The sequence below is a fragment of the Devosia aurantiaca genome (assembly GCF_011058215.1).
In the GTDB taxonomy this organism is placed as follows: domain Bacteria; phylum Pseudomonadota; class Alphaproteobacteria; order Rhizobiales; family Devosiaceae; genus Devosia; species Devosia aurantiaca.
This window is the reverse complement of record NZ_JAALFG010000005.1, coordinates 93555-120018: the sequence shown is the minus strand read 5'-3', so window position 1 is coordinate 120018 and position 26464 is coordinate 93555. Positions and strand designations below refer to the sequence as shown.

Sequence of the window (26464 nt, the reverse complement as noted above, 5' to 3'; positions counted from 1 at the left end):
GACAGAGCTGTCATGGTCGTATTATCGATTGAGCATCAACTCGGAGGGGCTCCCATGAACAGATTTCTGCCTGCACTGCTTACGGTTTCACTCTTTGCTGCCGCGCCGGCAGTGGCCGCCGACCACGACTTCGAGGTCAGCAATCGGACCTCGGCAGGCCTCACCAGCATTGCCGTACAAGGCGGCCAAGTAATTGACTTCCAGAGGGTCGCTTCCAGTGGCAACCGGAACTTCACTCTGCGTCTGCCTGATGGTGTATGCGCAACACGCCTGATAGCTTCTTTCGATGACGGCGATACTCTTACCATCGACTACGATGCCTGCAACGAAGGCGGGATCGCTCTCGGCCACGAAGGCGACTAAGCCAAGCTGTAGCTTCGGCGCCAGCGATGTTTGCTGAAACTTTGTTGGCGCCTGGCACTGCAGGGCGTGCTCAGGCCTAGATGGCCATGTCGACCCCGCGGGCCCGAAGGCTAAGGCAGTCTACCTGGCCTTCCGCGCACGTCGTTTGGCCCTGATGTCCGATAGTCTAGGCATAGTGGGTGCAGCCTCCGGTGTGGTGGTATTTGGGAGCAGCACTCTCAAGGCTGCATCGATAGTGTCTAGCCGCCTTTGTATCGCTTCGAGGGTGGCGAGCACGTCCGCCAGAGTTATGGTCTTCGGGACGCCGTTCTCAATGACTCGTTCGGTCGGGGGATTGGCGATCTCAATCAGCCTGCGAACGCCATACTTCCGCACGATCTCCCCACGGTAGTTTTCTACCGTTCGCTTGGATATCGACAGCGCCTCGGCCACCTGTTGAGAAGTCGCGCCTTTCAGCAATATGTCAAAGACCTCCTGCTCTCGAGCGGTGAGCGGTGTCCTGGGTGACATCATGGTTGATAGCCTCAGAGTGGGTTGAGGATAGGCTTCTTGGTATCTGTGCCTTCATAGCGAGCATTGTTCACTGCGCGATCGACGCGATGAAACTCGAGCTCGCTGTCGAGGTGGTTGTCCAGCAGAAGCGCCTTGGCGTCATCGCCCTGAGCCTCGCCAGACAACCAGTCGTCATAGGCGCTCTCTTCCAAGATCACCGGCATGCGTCCATGAATATGGGCGATGTGCTCCACGGCAGGCGCCGTGATGATCGTGCAGCTGGTGATGCCCAGGTTGTCGTTGTGGGCCCAAAGGCCGGCGAAGCTGAAGCCGCGATGCTGGGGCAGGTGCAGTAGCCACGGATCCTTCTTCCCGTCTGCCTCGCTTGTCGTCCATTCGAAGTAGCCATCAGCCGGTATGAGGCAGCGCCGTTTCTTGAACGGCTCACGGAACATGCCCGACGTGTCGACCGTCTCGATTCGAGCGTTGATAGTAGTGAGCTTGCCAATTTCCTTGGCGAAGAACGGCACCAACCCCCAGCGGCCCGAGATCATCTCCCGATTGCCGCCCTTGTCGAGCACTATCATGTCCACGGTCTGTGTCGGCGCTATGTTGTACCGAGGCCGCATGTTCGTCGCCGGCGGATTGTGGATGCTGTAGAGTGCATGAATGTCTGCCCAGGTCATCTCATGGGTGAAGCGTCCACACATCAGCTTAGGCCCTCTCGCTCGGCCAAGGCACCCCACTCGTCACGCCACATGCCTCGCTCCTGAATGGTGATGACGACGCGGCTGTAACCCATCTCCAGGCGAAGCTCTTCCGCGCGCAGTAGCGCCTGCGATACTGTGAAGCCATGCTCGCTGCCTTCGACGAAATAGCCTCGATGGTTGATGTTGCTGAACCAGTATATGTCGGCACCTGGCTCAACGTAGCTCAAGCCCATGGCAATCATGGATGCGTCGCTCCCGCCGACGCCAATAATGATCGCCTTCTCGTCGAGCTCGTCGTCGTAGGTCGTCCAAGCGTATATGGTCACGTCGATTCCGTGCGGCTCCGAGCTGCTCAACCATAGCGATGACCATGCCCACCGAATACCAGCCTACCGGAGCCGAGATCGTCGTCAACGGCAAGAGAGTGCCAGCGACGGCACCGATCTACCTCTGTGAAGGCTGTGGCTATCGCGGTGCGCCGTTCCAGCAGAAGCGCGGCGATGAACTGCTGAGCTATTGTGGCTGGAATGATGGTCGGCCGGTGTGCATCGGCAAGGGCAGGGCATCCTAGCTGGCTCTACAAACACGTTGCCCTTGAGATGCATTAGTCTGGGGTGCCGATCACCTCTGAGTTTAAAATTAAAGCAACAATTGACATGAGTGCTAACGCTTGATCAGATGGCAGAAATGCGGCGTTAAGTGAGCTTTCATGTATCGTCTAGCAAAGTGGACCAGTAACAGAAACTTATTTAAAAGCTTAGTTGAAGGTCCCGGGCTGCTTGGTTGGATTTGCGATTCAGACGGTCTCTGCGTCTATTTGAGTCCAGGATGGTATGCTTACACCGGGGCCGAAAGCGCCGAAGGCCTTAACTGGCTCAACTACATTCATCCTGATGATCGCATCCCGACTCGCCGGGCGCTGCACGCTGCAGTTGATGGCAGGGTAGAGTACCTTTCGGATTTCCGGCTGCGACGCGCCGACGGCAAGTACATAGTCTCGCGCGGTCATGGCACCCCCATTTCGATGAGGATCTAAGCTATCTAGGACTAATGGGCTTTGTCAAAACTGCTGAGGCTCTGGCCGAACAGAGTCGGGCTACTCACGATACGTCAGCTGGCCAAAATTCATCGGTTCTAACGGCAAGGGAGAGGCAAGTTCTCCAGCTCTTCGCCGAAGGTTACACAGCTGAGACGGCTGGGCTCAGGCTTGGAATTTCACAGCATACCGTAAGCGCGCTGTCCAATAGGGCCATTACGAAGCTGGGTGCGATGAACCGTACTCATGCTGTCATTAGAGCTCTACAGCTTAATGAGCTCGCGCTCGATCAAAACTGACGACAGACCTTGTTTTTAGCGAACCCCAAACGCTTGGCCATGCAGTGCAATCACCCGAAAGGGTCAAAGGCGTTTGACTGAGTGATGAAACCATCACCGCATAGCCCAAAGCGATCCCAAGCTGCATTGCCTCATCTTTCGATCGTGCAGGTATCTCTTGGCGTTTTAGACTAGAGATCACGTCCGGCGGCGAGATCACTGTGCCCTCAGGAAATCCATTTTTCCAAGAAAGCTGCAAAACCACGTGTTCAGAAGGCGCTACCTCGCTGAACCAAAACTGTCCAATCACTGCTAAACCTCGGCGTCCACCGGCAGGTGAGATTACTCCTGGCGCTATTTTGATCAATACACTTCACAAATTCACTAGCACATTTCTCGTAGTTCTTTTTGGTATGTCTCGACCGCATGTGTGCAGTTACGTACAGCAAAACGGTAATTGCCAGTGTGAGAAGTTAGGTCAAAATACCACGGCTAACACATCTTACGTGGTTTAACGATGACCGAATTTGTGCTCCCAGGGAAAGTCAAGGCAGACTTCCTCATTCATATTGTTGATCCGGATCCTACCATCTGCGAGAGCTTAAGCCTGCTATTTAGACTTGAGGGTTACGAGACAACATTTTCATTGAGTGCCGATCACTTTCTATCTGCACTTGAGAAGAGAAGGCCCGACCTTGTTGTCATGAACATAAAGATGAGCAGCGACGACGGTGAGTCGCTCCTTAGAGCCGCACGCAAGGAATGTCACGGACTCCTTGTGGTTATGCTGACAAGCTTCGCTCCACTGGAGGAAGTGGTGACAGCGATGAAAGAAGGCGCGATCGATGTTCTGAGCAAGCCGGTAGACAACGAAAAGCTGCTTGCGATCGTCCGTGGCGCGCTCGGCCAGAACGTACGAGTTTATACCGACGGTGGAGGCAAACGCGAGGTCACGGTCAGTGGCTTCAAGCAGATAACCCCGCGAGAGCGCGAGGTGCTGCAGCTTTTGGTAAACGGGTTTTCCAATAAGGCGAGCGCCAACATCTTAGACATCTCGCATCGGACAGTCGAAGTTCACCGCGCCCGCATCATGCAAAAGCTCAATGCCCGCAACACCGCAGACCTCATGCGCATAGTTATGTCTGGATGACGACCACTTTGAATGAAACGCAGGTACCAGGGCAGACGATGCGCTGTCCTGGTTCGACATGGTTCATCTAGTCAAAGTCGCTATCCTTGCCTTCCGCCCAAGCATGGAGAAGGCTTGATGGAATGGCAGCGCCTTCGATACCGGGCCACCAGATCCCTGAGCCCCATTCTTCTACGGCTACTGATCTAAATGTTTCCTCTGTCGCTAAGGCTGGGAGGACGAGCCGATGCGTGACGCGGGCTTCTAGATCGATCTTTGCCGAGCGGCCGTTCTCCCATTCGACATCGATATTGCGGCCGCTGCCAGGCGTTACCCGGACGATCTTATATATCGGCTCACCTGCTTCAATCATCTCATCGTCTTGGTCCAATTTTCCTCTCCTATCTGCACCACCACTCTTCACCGTTTGGCCAGCTGCGCGCCAAGTGCTCGCCAATCAGGATATTACTAACATCCTGTCCGTCGATGCTGATAGCCGCGAGGCGCCGCCGGCTGCTTGTGCGATCGTAGCCGAAATACTTGATCGTCCAGTCGTTGCTGTTCAGCAAGTCGAGCATTCTAGCGCTCGCCGCCTTAGCCAAAGCTACTTCCTGATCGCCGCCGCATATCTGCGTTTGCGGCTCCGGGGTGTCGAAGTCCTTCAGCCGGATGTTCTCGCCGTAAAGCCATAGCGTGTCGCCATCTACCAGACACGTCTTGTCCGAGGTATTCGGACGATTGCCGCACATCTCAAGTTGAGGCTCACCGGCTAGGGCAGGGGCCGTCATCAGAAACAGTAAAGCCGGAAGCGCTCGGATCATCATTGGCCCTTTTCGCTCTGTCCAGGTCTGCAAGCTTGCGGCCGATCTCAGCAAGTAGCGCATGCCCGTCAGAACCTGATACCCGACCCGTATCGACGCTCTCGCCGCCGACCAAATGCTCGATGCTGACAGCCTTGGGAACTCGGACCATGAGGCATGATCGCACGGCTTAAACGTGTGTGCAAACGCTCTCCAGTTGCAGCGGTTAGCAGCATCAAGTCAGGACGGTGTGTGCAAAGTTTATGAGGTAAATCAACGGTCGTAGCTGATTTGCAATCCGCTGCGTAACCACTCCGCCACGCGGCCTCTGGCGCCAGTACGTATTTGACGCCTCGCTCTTATGCAAGAGGGCGGTTAACCGAGCTTGAACAATGGGCTCAGTCCGGGCCGACATCCCCTTCTGCATCGGTGTCGTCGGGTAGCGAGCCCGTTCCTGGCGTCTTTTCCTTGTCGGTCAGGTCAGGCGTCGCATGCGGCCCCGCAGGCGGCAGCGTCTCCTCGTCATGCTCTTTGTCCTTGTCCGGCATCGCAAACCCCTTCTGTCTTCGGTGCCAAATGGAACACCCGAGCCGTGCCAGCAGTTGCCTTGCGACAATAAGGAGAAGCCCATGAGCCCCGATAAGGTGAAATCCACGCCCGCTCCGCTTGAGACCGGCGACGGCAACCAGCAGGACGACAACATCGACGATCTGGGCCGCCGCGACGATGGCGCTCAGCAGGACCAGCCTGTAGAATCGACCAACGGCAAGCCTGCCAAGGACGAGCAGCCCAAGCGCTGATCCGCGGCAAAAGTGCATAACCTGCCACCGAGGTTGCCATCGGCCGCCCGGCGGCATATTCACGTCCAGCATATGCTTTTCTGCCGGACGTCCGATCCATGGTCGATTTCGCCGCTGCCCGCCGGGCAATGATAGACAGCCAGGTCAGCGCCGCAGGCGTTACCGAGCGCCGGCTTGTATCTGCCATGGGCCGCATTCCGCGCGAACTGTTCGTCCCAGAACACCGCCGCGGTCTTGCCTATATCGATGAGTTGCACGATCTGGGCAATGCGCGTTTCCTTCCATCCCCAGCCGTTTTCGGGCGCCTCGCGCAGCTCGCCGGCATCACCGAAACCGATCGCGTCCTCGATCTTGGCGCCGGCACTGGCTACGGCACAGCCGTGCTTGCCGCATGGGCCCAGAATGTGACTGGTCTTGAAACCGATCCTCAGCTTGCCGAGCAAGCCCAAGCCAATTTGGCGACCCTCGACATCACCAACGCCACCATCATTGCCGGTGGCATCGACGATCTTTTGGATCAGCGCTTCGACGCAATTCTCGTGGAAGGCGCGCTCGATGGCGAGCCCACCGATCTCCTCGCCCGCCTCAATCGCAACGGGCGCCTCGTGGCGCTGATCCGGCGCGGGGGCGTCGGGGTAGCGCACCGCTATCGCGCAGCCGTCGATGGATTTAAGAAAGAAACACACTTTGATGCGACCCTGCCAGTGCTGCAGCCGACGACGCGCGCCGAAGAGTTCATATTTTAGCAGTGCCTGTTGTTGCGGCCCGGCCACATCTGGCGGTTGCAGTTATTAAAGTCCGTTAAGTATTGCCTGGGTTAATTGTGCACCCCATCTGCCGGGCGTTAGTGTGGCGGGGTCTGGAGGCGAGTAAATGAAGTTTCGCGATCTGTTGAGCGCCAGCGCGCTCGCCTTGCTCTTGGCCACTGGCCCGGCGCAGGCCCAGTCGATTTCCCAGGCTCTTGCGGCCGCCTATGATCATGCCCCGGATCTGCAGTCCGCGCTGCTCGACGCCAAGGCGTCCGCTGAAAATATCGTCCAGGCCAAATCGCGCAAGCTGCCTACCCTCGGCGCTTCGGTAGCTGGCGACCAGAGCTATGCCCTGAGCGGCGGCACCTGGACCGGAACCAGCTCCCTCAATGCCGGGCTCTCCTACAACCAGACCATCTTTGACAATTTCCAGACCGAAGCGCAGATCGAACAGGCTCGCGCCGGCGCCGAAGTGGCCGAATACCAGCTCCGCAACACCGAGCAAAATGTGCTGCTGCAGGTCGTCCAGGCCTATATGGCCGTCCTGTCCGGCCGCGAGCTTCTGTCGCTGCGCCAGGCCAATGTCGATTTCTTCCGCGCCCAGCTGCAGTCCGCGCAGGACCGTCTCGATGTCGGCGAGGGCACCCGTATCGACGTAGCCCAGGCCCAGGCCCGCCTCGCCCAGGGTCAGGCCGCCTACCAGGCCGCCGTCGGCTCCCTCCAGACCAGCGAAGCAACCTACTACCGCTTTGTCGGTTCGCAGCCACAAGGCCTCAGCACGTCGCACAACTATGCGCGGCTGATCCCCAATTCCGTCCAGTCCGCCATCAGCGAAGCCGAGGCTGGCCATCCCGCCATCCTTCTCGCCAAGGCCGGCATTCGTGCGGCACAGGCCGGCAGCGATGCCGCCGGTGCCGCTTTTGGACCGACCGCAACCCTCACCGGCTCCGCCGGCGGCAATTACAGCCAGACCGCGGTTGCCGGCAACACATCCAGCCGCGGCGGTCTTTCCGCCTCGCTCGGTTTCCGCGTCACCATCCCCATCTATGCCGGCGGCGCGCTGGAGGCTCCGGCGTACGCCAGGCCAACCTGCAGCAGATCGGCGCCGAAGTGGACGCCATGTCTGCCTATGACCAGATTCGCGAAGCCGTGATCTCGGCCTGGTCCGGCATACAGAGCGCCGATGCACAGATCCAGGCCGCTCAGGCGGCGGTTTCCTCCAGCAACACCGTGCTGGAAGGCGTTATCCAGGAACGCGACCTCGGCACCCGCACCACGCTCGATGTGCTCAATTCCCAGGCTGATCTGACGAGTTCTCGCGAAGCGCTGATCAATGCCTCGAGCAACAAGGTCGTCGCGACCTTCTCCCTGCTCAGCGCCATGGGCCGGCTCACCGCCCAAGATCTTGGCCTGCCGGTCGAGGTCAAAACCGCCGTTCCCTACACCCAGGCCGTCGAAGACGTCTGGCAGGAATTGCGCACCGTCGTCGAATAGCCGTCGCGCCAAAAACGCAAGACCTTGTGGCCGGGCCTGTCCCGGCCACAACTTTTCGTGGAAGACCATGAAGTCGGGCCTTGGGGCGATTCCTTATTCGGGGCCTTCCCGCTAAGCTGGTGTTTACGAATCAGGCGGTGCGTTTGCGGACGCTGCCGCTTCAGTCGGGCGCATGAGTAAGAGGCACTGATGAACAAGCCGGCCGCAAAAGAACCGTCCATGGACGAGATCCTATCCTCCATTCGGCAGATCATTGCAGACGATGACGCGGCCGGTGCGCCGCGCCGCCCGTCAATCCAGGCTGCGCCGCCTCCGATGCAAGCTGCGCCCGCGCGTGTCGCCACCATCGACAGTCGCGATCTTTCCGACATGCTGGACGATATCGAGCCGCTGGCGCTTTCGCCCTCGCAGATCGTCGAGGAAGGCGATGACGGCCTGAGCTTTGAGTCCCTTCTGGCCGATACCGAAACCGAAGATGCCGGGCTTCAGCTCGTCGATGCCGAAGACATCGGTTTTGATCCCGATGACGAGCTCCCAAGCTTTGATCCTGCGCCGAGCCGCGCACCCGAACCCCAGCCTCAGCCGCAGCCCGAGGTCATCGCCTTTCGCCCGCCACAGCCTGAACCGTTGATCGCCAAGGCTGCCCCGCTGCCCGATCCGACGCTGACCTCGGACATGGCCTCCGAGCTGCTCGAGCCGGCCACCCGCGCCGCTGTCCGCGGTTCCATCGGCAAGCTCAATGCCCTGGGCATCGGCAATCCGGGCCTCACCATCGAGTCCATGATGCGCGACATGCTGCGCCCCATGCTCAAGGAGTGGCTCGACGAAAACCTGCCCTCGGTCGTCGAGCGCATGGTCGAAAAAGAAATCGCCCGCGTTTCCCGCGGCGAGTAGTGCCTTCCTTTTCTTTCCTCCCCCGCTTGCGGGGAGGGGACCGCCAAAGGCGGTGGAGGGGGTGCCTCACACTCTGCGCGCCGTGCTGTTCAATGTCTACGCGCACGCGGCGCCCCTTTCCGCTGTGCTCCTCTCCTCTCTCGCAAACGGGAGAGGATAAGAAGTGCCTCTTACTCATCTTATCCCCACCCCCGAAACGCTGCGCTATTCTCCCCTTATCCCCGTCACACACGCGGTGCCGACGAAGCGCCGGACGGGGAGATGGGTCTTTCAGGGTCGCCTGAGAGAGTGCGTGGATGCCGACGCCGGTCAGGTGAGCGTGTGGACTTGGGGAGATGGGAACTCGCGCACCCGCCTTGAGCCCAAGCAATCGCCGTCACCACTGGGTGGACTGCCCGAGGCGTGCGCAAAAATCCCGATCGTGCGAAGCGGCTTTCGCCTCTTCACTTCAATCTATTTCGGGGCGAAAGCCGCTTCTCACCGTGTAAACGCGACGCCTGATGGCCGGGCGGCACCTGCGCACGCCACCATTGACCCCGACCCCCGCATTTGCTTGAAGTCTCCCCACCTTTTTCCCCCGCCATTTGCCCAGAATGGCGGGTCTATGCCGTTGCGAGTGCCCCATGCTTGAAAAGACCTACGAACCCGCCGCCGTCGAAAGCCGCATCTATGACGCTTGGCTTGAGGCCAATGCCTTTGCGGCCGGGGCAGGGGCCAAGCCGGGCGCCGAGACCTTCACCATCGTCATTCCGCCGCCAAACGTTACCGGCTCCCTCCATATCGGCCACGCGCTCAACAACACGATCCAGGACATCCTCGTCCGCTTCAATCGCATGTTGAAGAAAGACGTGCTCTGGCAGCCGGGCACCGACCACGCCGGCATCGCGACGCAGATGATCGTCGAGCGCCAGCTTGCCGAAAAGCAACTCGACCGTCGCGACATGGGCCGCGAGGCCTTCATCGAGCGCGTCTGGGAGTGGAAAGGCGAGTCGGGCGGCACCATCATGAACCAGCTCAAGCGCCTTGGCGCTTCCGCTGATTTCAGCCGCGAAAAGTTCACCATGGGCGCCAACGGCTCCCAGACGACCAGATGGTTCGCGCCGTCACCAAGGTCTTCATCGAGCTGCACAAGCGCGGCCTCATCTACCGCGCCAAGCGCCTGGTCAACTGGCATCCGGGCCTTGAAACCGCGATCTCCGATCTCGAAGTCGAAAACATCGAGGTCAAGGGCCACATGTGGCACCTGCGCTATCCGCTGGCCGATGGCGTAACCTACGAGTTCCCCGTCAAGGATGAAGAGGGTGTCGTCACCGGCACCGAGACGCGCGACTATATCATCGTAGCCACCACCCGACCGGAGACCATGCTGGGCGACGTCGCCGTCGCCGTTCATCCGGAAGATGAGCGTTACGCGTCCCTCGTCGGCAAGTTCGTCGAATTGCCCTTGGTCGGTCGCCGCATTCCCATCGTCGCCGATGAATATGCCGATCCCACTCTGGGTACCGGCGCCGTCAAGATCACCCCGGCGCACGATTTCAACGACTTCGAAGTCGGTGCTCGCGCCGGCGTCGAGCCGATCAACGTCTTCACCACCCGCGGCGCCATCGTCAGCGACGACTTTATCCCGGCAAAATACCGCGGCCTGGACCGCTTCGATGCCCGCAAGGCGATCGTTGCCGACCTGACCGCACTCGCCGAAGAAAACCCGCTGCGCGGCCTCGACCATATCGAAGACAAGAAGATTATGGTCCCCCACGACGAGAAGTCCAAGCTCGTCGTCATCGAGCCATTCCTCACCGACCAGTGGTGGGTCAAGGCCGACGTGCTGGCCCAGCCGGCACTCGCCGCCGTCCGTGAGGGCCGCACCAAGTTCGTGCCGCAGCAATACGAAAACACCTATTTTGCCTGGCTCGAAAACATCAAGCCATGGTGCATTTCGCGTCAGCTTTGGTGGGGTCACCAGATCCCGGCCTGGTATGGCCCGGACAACCATGCCTTCGTCGCCGCCAGCGAAGCCGAGGCGCAGCGGATGGCCGATGCACACTACATGCAGCCGACCCAGCTGACTCGCGACCCGGACGTCCTCGACACCTGGTTCAGCTCTGCCCTCTGGCCGTTTTCGACTCTCGGCTGGCCGGACGAAACCGCTGAGCTCAAGCGCTATTACCCGACCGACGTTCTCGTCACCGGCTTCGACATCATCTTCTTCTGGGTCGCCCGCATGATGATGATGGGCCTCGAATTCCTCGACGAAGAGCCCTTCCACACCGTTTACATGCACGCCCTGGTCCGTGACGAAAAGGGCCAGAAGATGAGCAAGACCAAGGGCAACGTCATCGACCCGCTCAAGCTCGTCGACGAATACGGCGCCGACGCCACCCGCTTCACCCTCGCTGCCATGGCGGCGCAGGGCCGCGACCTCAAGCTCTCGACCCAGCGCGTCGAGGGCTATCGCAACTTCGTCACCAAGATCTGGAACGCCGCCCGCTTCCTCGAAATGAACGAAGCGCGCCGCGTAGAAGGCTACGATCCCAAGGCCAACAAGCTGCCGCTCAATCGCTGGATCGTCGGCGCAACCGCCCGCGGCATGGCCGCCGTTCGCGCCGGCATCGAAGACTATAAGTTCAACGAAGCCGCCAACAATGCCTACGACTTCGTCTGGGGCACTTTTTGCGACTGGTATGTCGAATTTGCCAAGCCCGTCTTCATGGGCACCGATGAAGCCGCAAAGGCGGAAACCCGCGCCACCGCGGCCTGGGCGCTGGATCAGATCCTGATCATGCTCCACCCCATGATGCCCTTTGTAACCGAAGAGCTCTGGGCCGAGACCGGCAAGTTTGGCGCCCCGCGTGAGAACCTTCTGATCCTCACCGAGTGGCCAGACTTCTCCGGCGTTGAAGACGCTGCCGCCGATGCCGAACTCGCCTGGCTGATCGACGTCATCTCCAACGTCCGCTCGGTCCGCGCCGAAATGAACGTTCCCGCCGGTGCTAAGCTGCAGATGGTCGTGACCGGGGCAGGGGAGGACACCCTGGCGCGCCTCGTCGCCGGCACCTCGCTCATCACCCGCCTGGCGCGCCTCGAGGAAGTCTCGCCGCAAAACGAGGTGCCCGGCGAGTCGGCGCAGTTTGTTGTCGGCAGCGCGACTTACGCCCTGCCGCTGGCCGGCGTCATCGACATCGCCGTCGAGCGCACGCGCCTCGAAAAGGAAGTCACCAAGCTCGACGCCGAGATTGCCCAGATCGACAAGAAGCTTGGCAACGAGCAGTTCGTCGCCAAAGCGCCCGAAGAGGTGATCGAGGAGCAGAAAGCCCGCCGCGAAGCCGCCATCGAGCGTCGCGAAAAGATCCTCGAAGCCCTCAAGCGCCTGAGCTGACCAACATGGACGACGCCGTCAAACAGCCCAATGACCGCGCTTTGCGCAATGGCTTGGTCGGTGTCGGCGTCGTCCTGATCTTCGATGGGTCCGGCGGCATGAAGCGTGTCGAGCCCGGCGTCGATCACGCCGCCGCACCCGCCAATGGCTTCAAGCTCATCGTCGGCAACTCGAAGGCCCCCGAGTTCAAGATTTGGCTCCGGGACGAGCTGGGAGAGTTCAACTCCGGCCTTATCACCGCCCCCACCTCGCGCTCCCGCTGCACCGTGATGGACGATAAGGCCCTGATCGTCCTCCGCGTCGTCCGTCCCGGCGCTGCCCCGCAGGACGTCGGCCGCCAATTCCTTACGGTTTGGATCGAGAGCAACCGCGTCATTATCGCCTCCGAACTCAACATCCTCGATTTCCTCGGCCTCTCCAAGGTCGACCAGCCGCATCACGCCCCGGTAACGCCGGCCGATCTCATTGCCCGTCTCGCTCTGCGCGCCACCGATCGCCTTGAGCCGCTGATTGAAATGCTGGGCGAGCGTCTCGACGGCATCGAGGAGACGCTGATCACCCACAGCACCGAAAAGGCGCAGGACAACCTCGAACAGCTCCGCCGCACCCTGATCAGCTTCCGCCGTCTTGTCTGGCCGCAACGCGACGCGCTCTCCACTCTCGAGATCGAAGACCTTTCCTTCTTCTCGGATCGCGACCGCCTGCGCCTACGCGACGCCGCCATGCGCACCGCCCGCATCGGCGACGAACTCCAGGCACTCTCCGAGCGCGCCGTCCTCGTCCACGAAGAAATCATCGACGATCGCGCCGAGCAGATGAACAAGGCCATGCTGCTGCTCGCCGCCGTCACCGTCGTTTTTTCGCCTTTGACGCTGATCACCGGCCTTCTCGGCATGAACGTTTCCGGCATCCCGCTGGCCGATCATGGCGCCGCCTTCTGGTTCGTTTGCATTCTTCTCGTTTTGATTGGCGGCGGCATCGCCATGTGGATGCGCAAACTCCGCTGGTTCTAGCCGCGGCAGGGCATGTGACGATTCCGCAACATCGTCCGCGATTCCCGCCTCGCGCCCCGCGCCGCAACGATTTGGCGATATTTTGCGCCACAATCTCCCACTAAACGTGGCGCCAACACAGCCGCTCCAGCGGACAAGCTTTTCAGGCGGATGGCACCCGCCAATAGGTGATTATGCGCGCAGCAATGCGAAAATTGTCGGCAAGTCTGACGCACTCTGGTCATGGGCGCGGCTGAATGCTGTCACAATATTCGTTTACGAAGTTTTTAGAGTTTACATCCCCCGCCGCCAACCGCGCGACGAAGTTGCCGTTACATTCCGGCGCTGCACTTGTCGAGCGCGCCGCATCTGCCAGACCCGTCCGCCACCCGGCGGGCGAAAGGAGCCCTATGCGCACCAGTTGCGCCCTTTTCGCGGCCCGCGCCGCTGCTGTTTTGACACTTGGCCTTGCAGCCATTGCGCCGGCGCACGCCCAGACTGCTGCCGATGCCGCCTTCGATTTTGCACGCACCCTCGATGGTGGCGGTACGATCGTTTCCGACGACACATACCTTTCTGCCCTCGAAAGCGATGCCGCCGCGGGCCGTCCTCTCGCGCTTTGGCAGCTCGGCACGATGTATGAAAATGGCGAAGGCGTCGACAAGGACCCGGTCAAGGCCTTCAACTACTATTCCCAGATCGCCATCCAGCACGCCGATACCGCGCCGCGCGGCCTTGAAGCCGATATCGTTGCGCGCTCATTCGTCAAGCTTGGCGACTATTTTCTCCAGGGCGACCCCGAAGTCGGCCTCAAGAAAAACCTCAACGAGTCGCATCGCATGCTTCTGCACGCGGCGACCTATTTCGGTGACGCCGAAGCGCAATACCGCGTCGGCTTGCTGTATCAGCAGGAAGACGGTCTTGGCGTGAGCCCCACTCTCAGCGCCCGCTGGCTGAAAAAGGCCGCCATCAAGGGTCATTGCCTGGCGCAAGCCAAACTTGGCGATCTCCTGTTCAACGGCATGGATGCCTATCCTGCGCGTGCCGCGGAAGGTCTGATGTGGCTCAATCAGTCGCACATTACCTGCGCCGGCAGCGCCGACCAGGCCAGTGCCGACGAGCTGCTCAACCGCGCGACATCCATCGCTACCCCTGAGGATCGCGCTGCGGCGGTTAGCCTCGCGACCATCGGCGCCATGGAAGCCGACAACGAGCTTTAAGCGCCGCCGACCGAAAAGCTGAACGCGCCTTCCACCGGCACGTGGTCGCTGGGCTTGTCCCAGCCTCGCACGTCCTTGTGCACGACGACATCGTCCAGCCGATCGGCTGCCTGTGGCGACAGCATCAAATGGTCGATGCGGATTCCCGCATTGCGCCGCCAGGCCCCAGCCTGGAAGTCCCAGAACGTAAACGCTTCTTCGCCGGTGACGGCGCGCAGCGCATCGGTCATGCCCATATTCTTGAGCGTGCGGAAACGCTCGGCGCTCTCTGGACGGTAAAGCGCGTCGCCCCACCAGCTCTCCGGATTACGCGCATCAATCGGCGCCGGAATAAGATTGAAATCGCCCATCAGGACAAACGGCTCCTCGAGAAGAAGCCGCTCCTCGACGAAGCGGTTGAGCCGGTCCATCCAGCGCAACTTGTACGGAAACTTCTCGGTATCCACCGGGTTGCCGTTCGGCAGGTAGATATTGCAGACCCGCACGATGCCGCCCTCGACCGAGAACACGCCCTCGATCAGCCGGGCCTGCTCGTCTTCCGGTTCGCCGGGCAGGCCGCGATGCACTTCATCGAAACGAATCTTGGAGAGCAGCGCCACTCCGTTCCAGCTCTTTTGGCCATGTGTCTCGACATTGTAGCCAAGCGCCTCGATCTCGGCCCGCGGAAAGGCCTCGTCGACGCTCTTGATTTCCTGCAGACCCACAATGTCGGGCTTTTCTTCTTCGAGCCAGCGCAGCAAAAGCTCGAGCCGCGCCTTGATGCCGTTGATGTTCCAGGTGGCAATGCGCAACGTCATGTCAGAACTCCGAGATCAACTCAGGCGGGTCTTTGCATGGCAGCCTCAGTTGATCTAGACGGCAAAGACGTGCCGCATCCGCAGGATGCAACAGCATTCGGATTCTTGATCTGAAATGACTGCCCGATCAGGTCGTCGGAAAAATCGATCTCCGACCCGCCCATAAATTCGAGACTCAGCGAGTCGATCAGCACCGTTGCCTCGCCCTTCTGCAGCACGAGGTCATCGTCGGCCGCAGCTTCCTGCACGAGATTATACTCGTACTGGAATCCCGAACAGCCGCCACCAGCTACCGATATGCGCAACACTGTGCCGGGCTGCTCTTTCGAGAGGATACGCGACACGCGCTTGGCGGCACGATCAGAAAGGGTCACGGCGGGCTTGTCGGCAAGAGCTGCAGCGGTCATGGGTGTTCTACCAGCATTCGTAATGTCATAACGCTGCCGCTAAGATAGGCGCATGAAGAGCCGTTGCAAAGGGCCGTAAACAAGATGAGCGAAACCGCCGCCTATGCCAGCAAGCCCAGCCAGTCTCTGGGGCGACTCTTCGGCACGGGGCCCAGTCCGACGCGTTCCGAGTTCCAGCGCGACCGCGATCGCATTATCCACTCGACCGCTTTTCGGCGCCTGCAGCACAAGACTCAAGTCTTTCTCGCCCACGAAGGCCGTCATTTCCGCAACCGCCTGACTCACACGCTGGAAGTAAGCCAGATTGCTCGGTCGATTGCGCGCGCCCTGCGCCTCGATGAAGACCTCGCCGAGGCTCTCGCCCTAAGCCATGACCTCGGCCATACGCCTTTTGGCCACGCTGGCGAACGGGCGCTCGACCGCGCCATGGCCGAGTTCGGCGGCTTCGATCACAATGTCCAGGCGCTGCGCGTCGTCACCCTGCTGGAAAACCGTTACGCCGAGCACGATGGCCTTAACCTGACTTGGGAAACCCTGGAGGGAATTCTCAAGCACAATGGTCCTTTGGTCGACGACCAGGGCCAGCCCACGGCTCGCTACCGCGAACACGGCCTCCCCCCACCGGCATCGAGGAAATCCAGACCCCAGCGGACCTGCGCCTCGCAACCTATGCAAGCCTTGAAGCGCAAGCTGCCGCTATTGCCGACGACATCGCCTACAATGCCCATGACATCGACGATGCCCTGCGAGCCGGACTTGTGGTTCTCGATGACTTCCGCGACGTGCCGCTTGCCGGCTCGATCGTGCGCGAAGTGCTCGACCTCTACCCCTATATCGGCAGCAAGCGGCAAACCCATGAAGTGCAGCGCCGCATGATTACCCGCGCGGTGGAAGATGTCATCAGAACCAGCACCGCCAACATCGCCGCTGCCGCTTTGGCATCGACCGAGGACGTGCGCCTCGCCGGCAAAACGCTGGTTACCTTTTCCGACGAAACCGCCGCCGCAGAAAAGGGCCTCAAAACCTTCCTCTTCGCGCGTGTTTACCGCCACGAGGCGGTCATGACGCCGGTGCGCGAAAGCGAGGCCGTGGTAGAGCGACTGTTCTCCCGCTACATGGAGACGGCGGACATGCCGGGCCGCTGGGGTGAAGCGGGCAGGGCGGTCGAAGGTGCTGCCCGCGCGCGCATCGTGGCCGATTTCGTCGCCGGCATGACCGATCCCTATGCGCTCGACGAGCATGGCCGCCTGTTTGACGCTCGACCGGAATTCCGTTAACCGGACCCGATCCAAACCTTAGGTTCGACATGGACATTTTTGCGCTTTTCACCACGCGGGTCACCGAGGCCCTGCGCGCCGACTATCCCGAGCTTGATGCAGCTCTGCTGTCGCGCGTCGTGGTGGAGCCGCCGCGTGATCCTGCTCATGGCGATTTGTCAACCAATGCGTCCATGGTCGTCGCCAAGCCGCTCGGCAAGAACCCGCGCGAAGTTGCCGCTGCTCTGGTCGAGCGATTCAAGGACGCTCCGGATGTCGAAAGCGTAGAGGTCGCCGGTCCCGGCTTCATCAACTTCCGCCTGTCCAACAGCATCTGGCACCAGGTGCTGAAGGCCGTGGGTGCACAAGGCGCCAACTACGGTCGTTCCGACCTGGGGCAGGGCGAGCGCGTCAACATCGAATACGTCTCGTCCAACCCCACCGGCCCCATGCATGTCGGTCACACCCGCGGCGCCGTGTTCGGCGACGCCCTGGCGTCGCTCATGGCCTGGTCTGGCTACGACGTGACCCGCGAATATTACATCAATGACACCGGCGGCCAGACCGTGATCCTCGGCCGCTCTGCCCTTCTGCGCTATCGCGAGGCCTTGGGCGAGACCATTGAAATTCCATCCGGCTTCTATCCAGGCGATTACCTGATCCCCGTTGGCCAAGTTCTCGCTGCCGAACATGGTCGTGCATTGCTCGACATGCCAGAAGAAGAGGCGGTTCTGATCGCTCGCGAGACGGCACTTGCGGCCATGATGGAGCTGATCAAGGCCGACCTTGCCCAGCTCAACGTTCATCACGACGTCTTTTTCTCAGAGCGCCAGCTGCACGGCGCCGGCGGGGACATCGAAAAGACCCTTGCCTGGCTGCGGGAAGAGGGCATGGTCTATGAGGGCCGTCTCGACCCGCCGAAGGGCAAGACGCCCGAAGACTGGGAAGACCGCGAGCAGACCCTGTTCCGCGCCACAGATTATGGCGACGACACCGATCGCGCCTTGGTCAAGTCCGACGGCACCTATACCTATTTCGCTGCCGATATCGCCTACCACCGCAACAAGTATCTTCGTGGCTTCAACCACATGGTCAACGTGCTAGGGGCTGACCACTCCGGCTACGTCAAGCGCCTGCAGGCTGCGGTCAAAGCTGTATCGCACAACGAGGCGGACATCGACGTTCGCATCTGCCAGCTCGTCCGCCTGCTCAAGAATGGCGAGCCGTTTAAGATGAGCAAGCGCTCCGGCGATCTCATCACCTTGTCCGATCTGGTCGAAGAGGTGGGCGCCGACGCCACCCGCTTCATGCTGCTGTTCCGGCGCAACGATGCGGCCATGGATTTCGACTTCGCACTGGTCAAGGAACAGACCCGCGACAACCCGGTCTTCTACGTTCAATACGCCCACGCCCGCGCCTGCTCGATCTTCCGCACCGCCGCCCGCGACATGCCCGAACTCGACGTTTCCGACGCAGCGTTGGCAGGCGCCAAGACAGAACTGCTCGAAACTGCAGCCGACATCGAACTCATACGCCTGCTCGGCGCCTGGCCACGCACGGTGGCCGCGGCGGCCGTCGCGCACGAGCCGCATCGCATCGCCTTCTATGTCCACGACCTCGCAGCCGCCTTCCATGGCTTCTGGGCCAAGGGCAAGGATGATCCGTCTTTACGCGTTGTTAACCCAACAGAGCCGACTCTGACGCTCGCTCGACTCGCTCTTGTGGATGCGGTTCGTCAGGTGATCCGTAACGGCCTGGGCATTCTGGGAGTGGGGGCGCCCGAGGAGCTTTCATAATTCGGGCGTATTGGTGTGAACATTCGCGGTACAATCCATTTGGAAACTTCCGCTTTCTAGGGGCGCTGGCCGACAACGTCAGCGAAACCGAACTCAATGGCCGCACAAACAAACGCACCGGACGACCTGATCGCTGAGCTTGCTCGCCTCATGGCCGACGATGCCCGCGCGGATACGCCCGCCAAGCCGCAGCCTGGATCGCCAGCGCCGCAATCGCCGGTCCGCATCCCTGGAGCCGAGCTGCCGCAAGCTGCCGCAGCGCCGCGTGCGCCTTTGGGCACGGTCCGCATCCCTGGCGCTGAGCCGGTCGCGCCGACACGGACCCCAGCGCTGACAGAGCCGTTCAATTTCGACTTCGCGCTGAATAAGCCAGCCGGGCCGGTGACGCCTGTCGTCGTTGCCGCCCCCGTGCAGGTTCAGACACCGCCGCAGCCGGCTGTGGTCAAGCCTGTTGTCGAACCGTCCGTGGAGCCACAAGCGCTCGATCACGACAGCTTGGCCGATCTGATCGCTGCCGAGCTTGCCGGTGAAAATAGCGAAGAGGTACCACAGCCTGAGCCGCTGCCAGTAGTGCCCGGTCCCGCTGCGCGCGAAGACAATTTCGGCGTGCCGCCCGTCTTTGGCTTTGGTTCGCCGAAGCCCGTTCAGCCCGCCGCGACCGCGGTCACGGTTGTAGAACCCGAGGTCGGCTCCTCGCCAGAGCCCGTCAAAGTCGCGCCCGAGATCGAGCCGATCGCCGAAGTCCCGGCTGAGCCCGAGCCCAAGGCTGATCCGCTTCGCGACATCGAAAATCTCGTCGGCTCCGCTATCCGCCTCAACCAGCCGGTGTCGGCACCTGCGCCGAGCCCGGCACTCCGCAGCCTCGCCACTCCGGTGCTGCCGTCCCGCTATCCGGAACGCCGGGCCGAACCATCGGCCCATGCTCCAGCCGGCGCCGGCTCGGTCGACGACGCCATCCTTGCCGCCGCTGCCGCAACCGGTGCTCGCGTCGAATGGGTCAATCCTGAAGGCGATCTGCCCTACGAAGAAGACGTTGCGCCCGTGGCTCCCCGTCGCCGCCGCGGTCCGGTCTTGGGCCTATCCCGCGCCGTTGCCGGCCCGCTAGTCGCCGTCGCCCTCTTGGGTGCCGCCGGCCTTGGCCTTTATTTCATGCTCGGACAAAGCGCAGCGCCCACGGGACCAGCGCCGCTGATCGTTGCCGATACGGCCGCCGTCAAGGAAGTCCCGGCGCCGGTCGAAACCGCGCCACAGCAGTCGGTGGTCTTCAACGAAATTGCCGGCAACAACACCGGTGCAGACGAGCAACTGGTCTCCCGCGATCAGGCCGATGAGGAAGCCGTAACCGAAGCTGCTGCGACCACCGCGGCGCTCGACAGTACCCCGGGCGTCCTGACCCCCGGCAGCGACGGCACCGTGACGCCAAACACCGATGGCCTGGTCAACCGCAAGGTTCGCACCGTTACCGTTCGTCCTGACGGCACGATCGTCAGTGGTGACGATAGCCTCGCTGGCGCCTCCATCCTGCCGGTCGATCGCCCGAACGTGCCGGAAGTTCCTGGCGCCGACACCTCGACGCCCAGCCTTCTCGCCGAAACTCAGCCGGAAACCACGGTAGCCGCCACTAATGCGCCAGCGGCGCCCACGGTCGTGCCCGTCGGTTCCGGTGTTGTCGTGCCCGTTGTCAACGCTGCTGGCCAGCCCATCACCGGCCGCACCGTAACCACTCCCGTCACGCGTCCCGCCGATCTGCAAACCGCAGCCGTCTCCGCTCCCGCAGCCGGTGTGGCGCCTGCCGCACCCGCCGGTGCCACCACAACATCCGTTTCTGAGGTCCCGACAGTCACGTCCCCCGCCGCTGCAGCAACGGCTGCCGTCCCCGCGGGCGGAACGGCGGGCGCCTATGTGCAGCTTTCCTCGCAGCGCAGCGAAGAAGCCGCCCGCGAATCGGCACAGGCCATTGCAACCCGCTACGGCGTGCTCTTCGGCGGCGCCAACCTTGAAATCCAGCGCGTCGATCTCGGCGAACGCGGCATATATTATCGTGTCCTCGTTCCCGCCTCGGATCGCTCCGGTGCCTCAAATATCTGCACAAATGTCAAAGCCGCTGGCGGCGACTGCCTGATCCTCTGACCCAAGCTTGACCTTGGCCGCCCGCGCGGCCAAGGATGGGCCATGACGGGCACCAATCAACCTGACTGGTTCGACACGCCGGCACCCAAGCCTGCCGAAGACGTCCTCAATGTCGATGTCCAAGGCTATGAAGGCCCGCTCGACCTGCTGCTCGACCTGGCGCGGCGGCAAAAATCGATCTCACCGCCATTTCAGTCCTGTCTTTGGCCCAGCAATATCTCGACTTTATCGCGGGTATTCGCGATCGGCGCATGGAGGTTGCCGCCGATTACCTCGTCATGGCCGCCTGGCTCGCCTATCTCAAAAGTCGGCTCATGGTGCCGCAGGCTGCGGGCGACGGGGAGCCCTCGGGCGAAATGCTCGCTGCCATGCTCGCCCTTCGCCTCAAGCGCCTTGAGGCTATGCGCACCGCGGCAAGCCGCTTGATGAACCGGCCTAGGCTCGGCTTCCAGGTTTATGCGCGCGGCGAGCCCGAACCCATCGAAATCCGCCGCCGCTCGCTCTGGGAAGCCAGTCTCTACGACCTCCTCAAAGCCTATGCCAGCCAGCGCGAGCGCAGCGTCCAACCCGAATATAGCCCGAAACTGCGAACCGTCTGGTCCCTCCAGGACGCCCGCGACATGCTCACCCGCATGATCGGCGACTCCGGCGACTGGGTTTCGCTCGACTCCTACCTCGTCGATTACCTCGCCACCCCAGCCGAACGCGCTACCGTTCGCGCCTCGACCTTCGCCTCGAGCCTCGAACTCGTCCGCCAGGGCGAAATCGACATCCGCCAGACCCAGACCTTTGGCCCGCTTTTCGTCCGCCGCCGGAGCAAGCCTTGAGCGACGTCGTCGGGCGGCAGCTGCGCATCGTCGAAGCGCTGCTGTTCGCCTCCGCCGAACCTCTGCGTCCCGCCGATATCGCACCCTTCCTCGAAGGAGCCGACATCCCCGCGCTGCTCGAAATTCTTCGGGCGCAATACGGGGCAGGGGAGTGAACCTCGTCCGCCGCGGCGATGCCTGGGCCTTCCGCACCGCAGAAGACCTGGGCTTTCTCCTCCAGCGCGAGCAAAACGAAACCAGGCCGCTCTCCCGCGCCGCGCTCGAAACCCTCTCCATCATCGCCTATCACCAGCCCGCCACCCGCGCCGAAATCGAGGACGTCCGAGGCGTCGCAACCGGCAAGGGCACGCTCGATCTGCTGATGGAAGCAGGCTGGGTGCGCATGCGTGGCCGCCGCCGCACGCCGGGCAGACCGGTCACCTACGGCACGACCGAGGCTTTTCTCGATCACTTCGGCCTCGACAGCCTCTCCGATCTTCCCGGGCTCGATGAACTGAAAGGCTCGGGGCTTCTGTCCGGCCGCCTGCCACCAGACCTCCAGATCCCGCTTCCCTTCGATGGCATGCTCCACCCGGACGAGGATCCGCTCGACGACGCCAACACCGGTGAGCGAGAAGACGAGGACGACGGCGCCTAGGTCAGCACACGCGCCTTTGTCTTGCCATCACGAGTGCGTTCTTGTGTTTGCCCGCGTTTGAACCTATTTCTCGGGTTACTTATCGCGTGTAACGCGTACCAGAATCTAGAGGAACCACCATGCACGCGCCGTCTATCTGGGGCATTCTCGTTGTCGCCGTTGTTGTCATCCTGCTGTTTGGCCGTGGCAAGATTTCCGGCATGATGGGCGAAGTCGCCTCCGGCATCAAAGCCTTCCAGAAGGGCATGAGGGACGACGATCGTCCTGCCGACCGCATCCAGACCACCGCCGATATCGAAGCGGCGCGCGAAGCCGAGAAGACCTCGACCACGCGCGACGTCTGATCTGCAACTCCTTGCCTGGAGTTAAGAGCGGCCCCGCCGCTATGGGGAGACTATTGCCATGCTCGGCCTAGGCTGGACAGAGATGCTGGTGATCGGCGTTGTCGCGCTGATCTTCATCGGTCCCAAAGATCTGCCGATCGTCATGAACCGCGTCGGCAAGGTGATCGGCCAGATTCAACGCATGGGGCGCGAGTTCCAGCGCGAGATCAACAAGACCACCGGCCTTGATGAAGTGCGCAACCTGCGCTCTACAATCACCGCACCTTTGAAGCAGACGGCGGACGAAATCCGCCGCGAGTTCAACACCATGAACAAGGACGGCACCCAAAGCCCGTCCGGTATCATCAAGCCCGCTGATCCCAAGGTCGAAAGCGTCGCCGACGAAATTCGCGCCAAGGCCGGCATGCCCGCCGCACCCAAGACCAGCACCGAGCTGGCCGCGGAATATGGCTTCATGCCAACCGAAAAGCCGGCTGACCTCGCGCCCATCGAAAAGACCGCGCCGGTGAGGGCCGCCCGCAAACGCGTCACAAAGCCGGCCCATGTCGCCACCGCAGATGCCGATCACGTCGAGATTGCCGACACCGAACCGGTTCCGGTCGTCATCAAGCCGGCACGCAAACGCGCGACCAAGCCTGCCGCAGCGACAACCGCCGACGCCGCAGCCGCGCCGAAAAAGCCGCGTGCGCCGCGCAAAAGCCTGCTGATCCGGCCGGAGACGCACAATAATGGCCGATACCAAGCCCCAGCTCGAAGACAAGTCGAAGCCCGAAGTCGAAGACGAACTCGCCGGTAGCGAAGCCCCGCTGCTTGAGCATCTGGTGGAACTGCGCAAGCGCCTGATCGCCAGCGCCATCGCCATCGTTGTCCTGATGGTGATCTGCTTCCTCTTCGCCGGCCAGATCTTCGATATTCTCCTCAACCCCTACCGCTCCATCTACCCCAATCCGGGTGACATGGAGCTGATCTACACGGCGCCGCAGGAATTCTTCTTCACGCAGGTCAACCTCGCCTTTTTCGGCGCGATCTTCCTGGGTTTCCCGTTCCTCGCCACGCAGATCTACGGCTTCGTTTCTCCGGGCCTCTACAAGCACGAGCGCAAGGCACTGGTGCCTTATCTCATCGCAACGCCGATCTTCTTCCTGCTCGGCGCAGCCATGGTCTATTTCGTCGTTCTGCCCATGGCGCTCGGCTTTTTTGCCGGCATGCAGACCGAAGAAATCAAGCTGCTCGCCAAGGTTTCCGAATATCTGGCGCTAGCGATGACGCTGATCCTCGCCTTCGGCGTCTGCTTCCAGCTGCCGGTCGTCTTGACCCTCCTGGCACAACTGGACCTAGTCGGGGTCAAGACGCTCGAGCATGGCCGCCGCTACGCCATCGTCATAATCCTGATCATTGCTGCCTTCATCACCCCGCCCGATCCGGTCTCCCAGATCGGCCTCGCGCTCCCGATGTACGGCCTCTACGAGCTCTCCATCCTCTCCGTCCGCATCATAGAACGCCGCCGCAAGGCTGCCCTCGCGGCCCGGGAAGCCGAACAGGCTTAGCCAAGACCCGGCACCCAGCCTCTTCCGTAAGCCGGGGAGGAGCCGCATCGTGTACGGAGCACGTTCTCGGCCACCCACCGGCCAAACTCCTCCCCCGCCTAAAGGGGAGGCCGGGTGGTGGCGCCCGCGCATCCACCAGGGCCCACACCTTCCCCCTTGCACCCCCACACCCACCTCCGTAAACAAACCCGGTCACCAACGAGGCGGGCCTGGGCCCGAGACCAACGATGTTCGATATCAAGTGGATCCGAGACAACCCCGAAGCCTTTGATCAGGCCATGTCGGTGCGCAAGAATGTCTCCGTCCGCTCCGCTGATCTCATCGCCATCGACGAGCGCCGCCGCGCGGTTATCGTTCGCCTCAACGAAGCGCAGGGAAAGCGCAACAGCCTTTCCAAGCAGATAGGCCAGGCCAAGGCGCAGAAGGACGAAGCCAGGGCGCAGGAGCTGATGGCCGAAGTCGGTCGCCTCAAGGAGTTCATTCCAGAAGGTGAGAGGGAGGAACGCGGCGTCGAAAAGGAACTTCGCGACAGCCTCGCCGCCCTCCCCAACATGCCGCTAGACGACGTTCCGCCCGGCGACGACGAAAGCGACAATGTCGAATATTTCGGTGCCAACGGCAGCGAAGCCACTGCAGCCAAGGTTCGCCCGCCCAAACCGCATCTGAGCTTTGCGCCCAAGGAACATTTCGATATCGGCGTTGCCGAAAAGGACATGGATTTCGAGACCGCTGCCAAGCTCTCCGGCAGTCGCTTCGTCATTCTCAAGGGTCAGATAGCCCGTCTCGAACGCGCCCTCGGCCAGTTCATGCTTGACCTGCACACGACCGAACACGGCTACCTCGAAGTGCAGCCACCGGTCCTCGTGCGCGATGAAGCGCTCTTTGGCACCAACCAGCTGCCAAAATTTGAGGAAGATCTCTTCTTCACCGAACACGGTGATGGCCGCCTTGCGCTGATCCCCACTGCCGAGGTGCCGCTGACCAACATGGTTCGCGAGTCCATTCTATTGGAAGAGGAACTCCCCCTCCGCTTCACCGCGCTTACGCCGTGCTTCCGCTCCGAAGCCGGCTCGGCCGGTCGCGACACCCGCGGCATGTTGCGCCAGCATCAGTTCAACAAGGTCGAACTGGTCTCGATCGTTACGCCCGAAGAATCGCTCAACGAACACGAGCGCATGCTTTCGGCCGCCGAAACCGTGCTGCAGCGCCTCGGTCTCCACTACCGCGTCATGAAGCTTTGCACCGGCGACATGGGCTTTGGTGCCCGCCGCACCTATGACATGGAAGTCTGGCTCCCCGGCCAGAACACCTATCGTGAAATCTCCTCGGTTTCGGTCTGCGGCGACTTCCAGGCCCGACGCATGGAAGCGCGCTATCGTCCATCCGGTGAGAAGCAGGCACCGCGCTATGTGCACACGCTCAACGGCTCCGGCACCGCCGTCGGCCGCTGCCTTATTGCCGTGCTCGAAAACTACCAGCAGGAAGATGGCTCGGTGGCCATCCCCGAAGCGCTCCGGCCCTATATGGGTGGCCTCACCGCCATCGGTTCGCGCTGATGGCCCTGCGCATCCTCCTCACCAATGACGATGGCGTGGATGCGCCGGGCCTTGCCATCATGGCCGATATCGCCGCCCAATTGAGCGACGATGTGTGGATCGTCGCACCCGACGGCAATCAATCCGGGGCAGGGCACCGCTTCACCTTTGGGCGTGAATTGACCCTCGATGAACGCGGCCCCCGCCGCTTCGCCGTCGTCGGCGGTTCCCCGCCGATTGCGTCGTTGCCGGCATGACCCATCTCCTTGGCAACAAGCCTGCCGATCTCGTTCTCTCCGGGGTCAATGCCGGCCAGAACCTGGGCGACATCGTCAACTGCTCGGGCACGGCAGGCGGCGCCAGGGAAGGGGCTCTCCAAGGTGCCATAGGTATCGCCATGAGCCAGTGCATGGACTACAACAGCTCGCGCCAGGCTGACTGGGCCAACGCCGTCCACTTCGGCGCCAGAACGGTTGAGGCGATCCTCGCGGCCCATGAAGGCGACGACGTTTTCTACAACGTCAACTTCCCCTTCTGCGACACATCCGAGGTCACCGGTCTAGCCGCCGTCCCACACCAGCGCTTCTCGCGCTCTCCCATCCGTCACTACGCCAGCGACAATCCCGGTGGCTTCTTCATGGCCATCCCTGAAACACCCCTGCCGCTTGATCCCGGGGCCGACTTTGAAGTCCTGCGCAAAGGCAACAAGATCACCGTCACCCCCATGGCCCTGCAGATCACGCATCGGGTGGCCTTGGAGCGGCTCGCTTCCTTGAAGCTTCCTACCGCTTCTTAACCTTACCCACCCCTGAATCACGCTCACACAATTCCACTCAAACTGCATCGGCTTTAAAC

26 protein-coding genes and 5 pseudogenes are annotated in these 26464 nt (G+C 61.6%); 23 read left to right on the top strand and 8 right to left on the bottom strand.

What is annotated here, in order from left to right:
- Positions 1–54 precede the first annotated feature (54 nt).
- Positions 55–363, top strand: a complete 309-nt coding sequence (locus G5575_RS17975) for a hypothetical protein (protein ID WP_164535522.1) — start codon at positions 55–57, stop codon at positions 361–363.
- A 120-nt stretch (positions 364–483) separates the two neighbouring features.
- Here G5575_RS17975 and G5575_RS17970 read toward each other — a convergent pair whose 3' ends face one another.
- From G5575_RS17970 to G5575_RS17960, 3 genes are read right to left on the bottom strand one after another with little or no spacing between them, the layout of a single operon-like run.
- Positions 484–876, bottom strand: a complete 393-nt coding sequence (locus tag G5575_RS17970) for a helix-turn-helix domain-containing protein (protein ID WP_164535521.1) — start codon at positions 874–876, stop codon at positions 484–486.
- 11 nt (positions 877–887) lie between these two features.
- A complete protein-coding gene (locus tag G5575_RS17965) occupies positions 888–1565 on the bottom strand; it encodes an SOS response-associated peptidase (protein WP_164535520.1) in 678 nt (225 codons plus the stop codon).
- Positions 1565–1891, bottom strand: a complete 327-nt coding sequence (locus G5575_RS17960; protein WP_164535519.1) for a hypothetical protein — start codon at positions 1889–1891, stop codon at positions 1565–1567. The genes G5575_RS17965 and G5575_RS17960 overlap by 1 nt, the downstream gene beginning before the upstream one ends.
- A 44-nt stretch (positions 1892–1935) precedes the next feature.
- On the opposite strand from G5575_RS17960, the gene G5575_RS17955 reads away from it, so the two are divergent.
- The 4 genes from G5575_RS17955 to G5575_RS17940 all read left to right on the top strand — a co-directional run bounded on the left by G5575_RS17955 (position 1936) and on the right by G5575_RS17940 (position 4029).
- Positions 1936–2136, top strand: a complete 201-nt coding sequence (locus G5575_RS17955) for a hypothetical protein (RefSeq protein WP_164535518.1) — start codon at positions 1936–1938, stop codon at positions 2134–2136.
- Positions 2137–2274: 138 nt separating this feature from the next.
- The gene (locus G5575_RS22440; protein ID WP_164535517.1) at positions 2275–2601 is read left to right on the top strand and encodes a PAS domain-containing protein; all 327 of its coding nucleotides are present in this window, start codon (positions 2275–2277) and stop codon (positions 2599–2601) included.
- A gap of 14 nt (positions 2602–2615) precedes the next feature.
- Positions 2616–2900, top strand: coding sequence for a LuxR C-terminal-related transcriptional regulator (locus G5575_RS22435; RefSeq protein ID WP_164535516.1), 285 nt, complete (start codon positions 2616–2618; stop codon positions 2898–2900).
- Positions 2901–3396: 496 nt separating this feature from the next.
- Positions 3397–4029: a response regulator transcription factor gene (locus tag G5575_RS17940; protein WP_164535515.1), complete on the top strand. Its 633-nt coding sequence runs from the start codon at positions 3397–3399 to the stop codon at positions 4027–4029.
- Positions 4030–4096: 67 nt separating this feature from the next.
- On the opposite strand, the gene G5575_RS17935 is transcribed toward G5575_RS17940, so the two are convergent.
- The 3 genes from G5575_RS17935 to G5575_RS17925 all read right to left on the bottom strand — a co-directional run bounded on the left by G5575_RS17935 (position 4097) and on the right by G5575_RS17925 (position 5356).
- The gene (locus G5575_RS17935; RefSeq protein ID WP_164535514.1) at positions 4097–4399 is read right to left on the bottom strand and encodes a DUF2442 domain-containing protein; all 303 of its coding nucleotides are present in this window, start codon (positions 4397–4399) and stop codon (positions 4097–4099) included.
- A gap of 10 nt (positions 4400–4409) precedes the next feature.
- Positions 4410–4829: a thermonuclease family protein gene (locus G5575_RS17930; protein WP_164535513.1), complete on the bottom strand. Its 420-nt coding sequence runs from the start codon at positions 4827–4829 to the stop codon at positions 4410–4412.
- A 377-nt stretch (positions 4830–5206) separates the two neighbouring features.
- The gene (locus G5575_RS17925) at positions 5207–5356 is read right to left on the bottom strand and encodes a hypothetical protein (protein ID WP_164535512.1); all 150 of its coding nucleotides are present in this window, start codon (positions 5354–5356) and stop codon (positions 5207–5209) included.
- An 81-nt stretch (positions 5357–5437) separates the two neighbouring features.
- Here G5575_RS17925 and G5575_RS17920 point away from each other — a divergent pair, with 81 nt between their 5' ends.
- The 8 genes and pseudogenes from G5575_RS17920 (at position 5438) to G5575_RS17885 (ending at position 14333) form a co-directional block, all read left to right on the top strand.
- Positions 5438–5608, top strand: a complete 171-nt coding sequence (locus tag G5575_RS17920; protein ID WP_164535511.1) for a hypothetical protein — start codon at positions 5438–5440, stop codon at positions 5606–5608.
- A 98-nt stretch (positions 5609–5706) separates the two neighbouring features.
- The gene (locus G5575_RS17915) at positions 5707–6354 is read left to right on the top strand and encodes a protein-L-isoaspartate O-methyltransferase family protein (protein ID WP_164535510.1); all 648 of its coding nucleotides are present in this window, start codon (positions 5707–5709) and stop codon (positions 6352–6354) included.
- Between the two features lie 127 nt (positions 6355–6481).
- Complete coding sequence (locus tag G5575_RS17910) at positions 6482–7510, top strand: TolC family protein (RefSeq protein WP_164535509.1); 1029 nt, start codon at positions 6482–6484, stop codon at positions 7508–7510.
- Positions 7477–7851, top strand: a complete 375-nt coding sequence (locus G5575_RS21315; protein ID WP_165700266.1) for a TolC family protein — start codon at positions 7477–7479, stop codon at positions 7849–7851. The genes G5575_RS17910 and G5575_RS21315 overlap by 34 nt, the downstream gene beginning before the upstream one ends.
- A gap of 189 nt (positions 7852–8040) precedes the next feature.
- Entirely contained in the window at positions 8041–8745 is a 705-nt protein-coding gene (locus G5575_RS21960) for a DUF2497 domain-containing protein (RefSeq protein ID WP_164535508.1), read from the top strand.
- Positions 8746–9368: 623 nt separating this feature from the next.
- Positions 9369–12121: pseudogene (locus G5575_RS17895) on the top strand (valine--tRNA ligase).
- 5 nt (positions 12122–12126) lie between these two features.
- Positions 12127–13134 carry a CorA family divalent cation transporter gene (locus G5575_RS17890; protein WP_164535507.1) on the top strand — a complete coding sequence of 336 codons (1008 nt, stop codon included), beginning with the start codon at positions 12127–12129 and terminating at the stop codon, positions 13132–13134.
- A gap of 389 nt (positions 13135–13523) precedes the next feature.
- Complete coding sequence (locus tag G5575_RS17885) at positions 13524–14333, top strand: tetratricopeptide repeat protein (protein WP_164535506.1); 810 nt, start codon at positions 13524–13526, stop codon at positions 14331–14333.
- Here G5575_RS17885 and xth read toward each other — a convergent pair.
- Together xth and G5575_RS17875 are read right to left on the bottom strand one after the other, a co-directional pair.
- Positions 14330–15124 (bottom strand): exodeoxyribonuclease III, encoded by a 795-nt coding sequence (gene xth, locus G5575_RS17880; protein ID WP_164535574.1) that lies wholly within the window; start codon positions 15122–15124, stop codon positions 14330–14332. The two genes, G5575_RS17885 and xth, sit on opposite strands and share 4 nt — an antisense overlap.
- Before the next feature lie 26 nt (positions 15125–15150).
- On the bottom strand, positions 15151–15537 hold the full coding sequence (locus G5575_RS17875) for a HesB/IscA family protein (protein WP_164535505.1): 387 nt from the start codon (positions 15535–15537) through the stop codon (positions 15151–15153).
- A 63-nt stretch (positions 15538–15600) separates the two neighbouring features.
- On the opposite strand from G5575_RS17875, the pseudogene G5575_RS17870 reads away from it, so the two are divergent.
- The 10 genes and pseudogenes from G5575_RS17870 to surE all read left to right on the top strand — a co-directional run bounded on the left by G5575_RS17870 (position 15601) and on the right by surE (position 26405).
- A pseudogene (locus G5575_RS17870) lies at positions 15601–16814 on the top strand (deoxyguanosinetriphosphate triphosphohydrolase).
- A 29-nt stretch (positions 16815–16843) separates the two neighbouring features.
- Positions 16844–18589: an arginine--tRNA ligase gene (gene argS, locus G5575_RS17865; RefSeq protein WP_164535504.1), complete on the top strand. Its 1746-nt coding sequence runs from the start codon at positions 16844–16846 to the stop codon at positions 18587–18589.
- 96 nt (positions 18590–18685) lie between these two features.
- On the top strand, positions 18686–20719 hold the full coding sequence (locus G5575_RS17860; protein WP_164535503.1) for an SPOR domain-containing protein: 2034 nt from the start codon (positions 18686–18688) through the stop codon (positions 20717–20719).
- Positions 20720–20761: 42 nt separating this feature from the next.
- Positions 20762–21546, top strand: a pseudogene (locus G5575_RS17855) (segregation and condensation protein A).
- Positions 21543–22183: pseudogene (scpB, locus tag G5575_RS17850) on the top strand (SMC-Scp complex subunit ScpB). The pseudogenes G5575_RS17855 and scpB overlap by 4 nt, the downstream one beginning before the upstream one ends.
- 119 nt (positions 22184–22302) lie before the next feature.
- Entirely contained in the window at positions 22303–22527 is a 225-nt protein-coding gene (locus G5575_RS17845) for a twin-arginine translocase TatA/TatE family subunit (protein WP_164535502.1), read from the top strand.
- Positions 22528–22585: 58 nt separating this feature from the next.
- Complete coding sequence (gene tatB, locus G5575_RS17840) at positions 22586–23323, top strand: Sec-independent protein translocase protein TatB (RefSeq protein WP_164535501.1); 738 nt, start codon at positions 22586–22588, stop codon at positions 23321–23323.
- Entirely contained in the window at positions 23256–24074 is an 819-nt protein-coding gene (gene tatC / locus G5575_RS17835) for a twin-arginine translocase subunit TatC (RefSeq protein WP_164535500.1), read from the top strand. Before tatB ends, tatC begins: the two co-directional genes overlap by 68 nt.
- A gap of 227 nt (positions 24075–24301) precedes the next feature.
- A complete protein-coding gene (gene serS, locus G5575_RS17830; protein WP_164535499.1) occupies positions 24302–25630 on the top strand; it encodes a serine--tRNA ligase in 1329 nt (442 codons plus the stop codon).
- Positions 25630–26405: pseudogene (gene surE, locus G5575_RS17820) on the top strand (5'/3'-nucleotidase SurE). The gene serS and the pseudogene surE overlap by 1 nt, the downstream one beginning before the upstream one ends.
- The last annotated feature ends 59 nt before the right edge of the window (positions 26406–26464 follow it).